Source organism: Escherichia sp. E14V7 (assembly GCF_004212225.1).
Lineage (GTDB): Bacteria > Pseudomonadota > Gammaproteobacteria > Enterobacterales > Enterobacteriaceae > Escherichia.
On record NZ_RHJJ01000031.1, the window covers coordinates 1 to 4,847 of the forward strand.

The 4,847-nt window shown below is 47.9% G+C and carries 3 protein-coding genes and 1 pseudogene; 2 read left to right on the forward strand and 2 right to left on the reverse strand.

The window, feature by feature from the left end; translation table 11 throughout:
- Positions 1-975 (reverse strand): annotated as a pseudogene (locus tag D9741_RS23195) (autotransporter outer membrane beta-barrel domain-containing protein); the annotation flags it as partial.
- Between the two features lie 581 nt (positions 976-1,556).
- Here D9741_RS23195 and yahO point away from each other — a divergent pair.
- Entirely contained in the window at positions 1,557-1,832 is a 276-nt protein-coding gene (yahO, locus tag D9741_RS23200) for a DUF1471 family periplasmic protein YahO (protein WP_130206111.1), read from the forward strand.
- Between the two features lie 110 nt (positions 1,833-1,942).
- Here the strand turns inward: yahO and prpR are convergent, their stop codons facing one another.
- Positions 1,943-3,529 carry a propionate catabolism operon regulatory protein PrpR gene (gene prpR / locus D9741_RS23205; RefSeq protein WP_130219656.1) on the reverse strand — a complete coding sequence of 529 codons (1,587 nt, stop codon included), beginning with the start codon at positions 3,527-3,529 and terminating at the stop codon, positions 1,943-1,945.
- A gap of 238 nt (positions 3,530-3,767) precedes the next feature.
- Here prpR and prpB point away from each other — a divergent pair, with 238 nt between their 5' ends.
- The gene (gene prpB, locus D9741_RS23210; protein ID WP_130219658.1) at positions 3,768-4,658 is read left to right on the forward strand and encodes a methylisocitrate lyase; all 891 of its coding nucleotides are present in this window, start codon (positions 3,768-3,770) and stop codon (positions 4,656-4,658) included.
- Positions 4,659-4,847 lie beyond the last annotated feature (189 nt).

Below are 4,847 nucleotides of genomic sequence, written 5' to 3' on the forward strand. Positions count from 1 at the left end.
ACCTACCTGGTTAACCTGGCCTTTACCGTCTATGTATGAGGTCAGAACAAAATCAGCGTTGGTGTGATTAAAGTTTAATATTGAAGTGGTTGACGCATTTGTCCCCCCTAAATAAATTCGGGGAGTATTAATTGAACCAGCAGGTTGCGCAGACTCACCTTGCGCACCTCCAATATTTAATATTCCTGTTCCGTTAGAGGAGACACCAACCCAGATATATGAATTCGCATTGATTACACCATCGTTGCTGACAGTGAGAACTCCGGTAGTATCAGAAGTAGAAGATGTGTTATATCCGCCAATAAGTATATTTGGGGCATTCACTGTTGAATTTTTATCGGCAACCTGAACTTCTCCATAACTACTCTGGTTAGCTGACAGAGGAGAATGGGCGTCAACATACCCAATATTCAGTTGAGTCAGGGAAGTGAGTGTACCGCCGTTAGTAACAGATACTTTCCCTGTTCCCTGATCGCCAACAATAGCAATGTTAGAGGTGACTGATGAGCTTTCCCCATCAATAACCAACGTCCCCCTGGCGTCACCATAAAACTCACCAACTCTTATTGATTGCAGGCCACTTATCTTACTACCTTCTAACACGTATAACGTACCGGAGCCTTCGTTAGTGCCTAAAAAAATATTGGAGGTAGGGGTGTCGAACTGCCAGTTGGTATGGTTTGTTAAAGTGACGGAGCCTTCAGCATTATTACCAATGCTGGCTGCTGAAGTGGTAAGTGAAAGATTATCAATGAGTAATGAACCGTTAGAGTCTTCACCTACTTTCAATGAGTTAAAATGCTCCCATCCGGGATCGTAGCCTTCTGACGCAATGAGTTTTATCTCTTCATTATTATTAATGATAACATTACTATCTGAATTTGTAGGTGGGGTGATAGCCAAGGATACTGGCGTAAATAATATGGTAGAAATGGCTATCGCCCGTGTCGATAAGCTTTTTTTTGCTGATTTCATATCACTCACTTTTATCCTTAAAAATTAAATGGCAAGATGCTTTTTATTGCACTGTTTTTCTTCCTGAAGCCTTGTAAGGCACAAACATGCAAGTTACTAAATAAGAATATCTGTAATATTAGATGTAATAAATTTATTAAAGTGTTAGTTGTTCATTGCATTGATTGGTTTTAGTGGTTTGTAAGTGGAGTTAATGCGGTTTTTTTATGTCGTTTAGAAAAAATACATCTAATAATCCTAAACTGCATGTAAGTGAAATAAAGAAAAGGTATGGAAATCATATCAATATATAGTTGGTGGTTTGTTGTTCAGAAAAGTAATACGGCTCATGTGAATTTTATATTGGATTTTAGCGGAAGAAGGAATTTAAGATTTTTATGAAAATTAATTTAAGGAACACCTGCGATAATTGTAGTGAGCGTTATTAAACAACTGGGGGAATGTGGCTATCGTTGAGAAAAATACAAATATATTCTCTTTTCCTATAGATTTTTCCTAACCGCTGAACTACTTATTAATCAACCCTGATGATGACTGTTAGCTTCAGGGCATTGGCCAATCACACATTATGGAGTTCATCGATGAAAACTGGAACTAAGCTCTTAGTTGGTGCGTTAGCTTTTGTTGTCACAAATGTCTATGCCGCTGAATTGATGACCAAAGCGGAATTTGAAAAAGTTGAATCGCAATATGAAAAAATAGGTGATATTTCAACCAGTAATGAAATGTCGACCGCAGATGCAAAAGAAGATCTGATCAAAAAAGCGGATGAAAAAGGTGCGGATGTGTTGGTTCTGACCTCCGGTCAGACTGACAATAAGATCCACGGCACGGCAGATCTTTATAAGAAGAAGTAATTCTGAAGCTCATGTAAACAAGCCCGATGCGCACGTCTATCGGTGAACGCAATATATTGAAATTCATGTTTTTGTCGGCCGGATAAGGCGTTAACGCTGCATCCGGCATTTTAATTTTTTAGCCGCCGCCAGAACGTCGTCCGGCTGATGCCTAAATAATTCGCTGCTGCTGTTTTATCACCATTAAATTTGTCCAGTGCCTGTAGTGGTGTCAGCAAGGATGGGGCGGGAATTTTCGCCGACTCGCGCGCCAGTTCCGGCAGTAGCAGCTGCAAAAATTGCGGCGTTAAATCCGGAGTCGGTTCCACACTTAAAAACAGCGCCAGTCGCTCCATCATATTGCGCAGTTCTCGAATATTGCCCGGCCAGTCGTAGTGCACCAGCACGGTTTCGCTTGCCTGTAATCCCTGGCGTAATGCGGCAGAAAACGGGGCGGAGAGCGCCGCCAGAGACACTTTCAAAAAGCTTTCCGCCAGCGGCAGAATATCCGCCACCCGCTCGCGCAGTGGTGGCAATTGCAGACGCAAAATACTCAGCCGATAAAACAGATCACGGCGAAACTGCCCTTGCCGCATATCTTCTTCCAGATTGCAGTGAGTGGCGCTAATAACCCGTACATCCACCGGAACAGGCTGATGCCCGCCGACGCGGGTGACCTCTTTTTCTTCCAGCACTCGTAACAGGCGAGTCTGCAATGGCAGAGGCATTTCGCCTATCTCGTCAAGAAACAGCGTGCCGCCGTGGGCGATTTCAAACAGCCCGGCGCGTCCTCCGCGTCGCGAGCCGGTAAACGCCCCTTCCTCATAGCCAAACAGCTCCGCTTCCAGCAGCGATTCGGCAATCGCCCCACAGTTAACGGCAACAAACGGATGCGACTTTTTGCCCTGTCGCGCATCGTGGCGGGCAAAATATTCCCGATGAATCGCCTGGGCCGCCAGCTCTTTGCCCGTCCCCGTTTCCCCCTCAATCAACACCGCCGCACTGGAGCGGGCATAGAGCAAAATAGTCTGCCGTACCTGTTCCATCTGTGGTGATTGACCGAGCATATCGCCCAGCACGTAACGAGTTCGCAGGGCGTTGCGGGTGGCATCGTGAGTGTTATGGCGTAACGACATGCGCGTCATATCCAGCGCATCGCTGAACGCCTGGCGCACGGTGGCGGCGGAATAGATAAAAATTCCGGTCATTCCGGCTTCTTCTGCCAGATCGGTAATCAGCCCCGCGCCGACCACCGCTTCGGTGCCGTTAGCTTTTAGCTCGTTAATCTGCCCGCGCGCGTCTTCTTCCGTGATGTAGCTACGTTGATCGAGGCGCAAATTAAAGGTTTTTTGAAACGCCACCAGCGCCGGAATAGTTTCCTGATAAGTGACAACGCCGATAGAAGAGGTGAGCTTTCCGGCTTTTGCCAGTGCCTGTAACACATCGTAGCCGCTCGGTTTAATCAAAATAACTGGCACTGACAGGCGGCTTTTCAGGTACGCGCCGTTAGAGCCAGCAGCGATGATGGCGTCGCAGCGTTCGTTTGCCAGTTTCTTGCGGATGTAGGTCACCGCTTTTTCAAAGCCAAGCTGGATAGGGGTAATGTTCGCCAGGTGATCAAACTCGAGGCTGATATCGCGAAACAGCTCGAACAGGCGCGTTACAGATACCGTCCAGATAACTGGTTTGTCGTCATTCAGCCGTGGTGGATGTGCCATAGCGCACCGCAAAGTTAAGAAACCGAATATTGGGTTTAGTCTTGTTTCATAATTGTTGCAATGAAACGCGGTGAAACATTGCCTGAAACGTTAACTGAAACGCATATTTGCGGATTACTTCATGACTTTATATTTAACAGATTGAAATTAAACATTTAATTTTATTAAGGCAATTGTGGCATACCCCTTGCTTTGTGTTTATCAACGAAAATAACAAGTTGATAACAAAGGATGGGCTATGTCTCTACACTCTCCAGGTAAAGCGTTTCGCGCTGCACTAAGCAAAGAAACCCCGTTGCAAATTGTCGGCACCATCAACGCTAACCATGCGCTGCTGGCACAGCGTGCCGGATATCAGGCGATTTATCTCTCCGGTGGTGGCGTGGCGGCAGGTTCGCTGGGGCTGCCCGATCTCGGTATTTCTACCCTTGATGATGTGCTGACCGATATTCGTCGTATTACCGACGTTTGTTCGCTGCCGTTGCTGGTGGATGCAGACATCGGTTTTGGCTCTTCGGCTTTTAACGTCGCCCGCACCGTGAAATCGATGATTAAAGCCGGCGCGGCAGGATTGCATATTGAAGATCAGGTTGGCGCGAAACGCTGCGGCCATCGCCCGAATAAAGCGATCGTCTCGAAAGAGGAGATGGTGGATCGGATCCGCGCGGCGGTGGATGCGAAAACAGATCCTGATTTTGTGATCATGGCGCGCACTGATGCGCTGGCGGTAGAGGGGCTGGATGCGGCGATTGAGCGCGCGAAGGCCTACGTTGAAGCGGGTGCCGAGATGTTGTTCCCGGAGGCGATTATCGAACTCGCCATGTACCGCCAGTTTGCCGATGCGGTGCAGGTGCCGATCCTCGCCAACATTACCGAATTTGGTGCCACGCCGCTGTTTACCACCGACGAATTACGCAGCGCCCATGTTGCAATGGCGCTGTACCCACTTTCAGCGTTTCGCGCCATGAACCGCGCCGCTGAACATGTCTACAACGTCCTGCGTCAGGAAGGCACGCAGAAAAGCGTCATCGACACCATGCAGACCCGCAACGAGCTGTACGAAAGCATCAACTACTACCAGTACGAAGAGAAGCTCGACGACCTGTTTGCCCGTAACCAGGCGAAATAAAAAACGCCCGTTGATTGTATTCGACAACAGATGCCTGATGCGCCGCTGACGCGACTTATCAGGCCTACGGGGCGTGCTGAACTGTAGGTCGGATAAGACGCATGGCGTCGCATCCGACAAACGATGCCTGATGCGTCGTTGACGCGACTTATCAGGCCTACGGGGTGAACTGAACTGTAGGTCGGATAA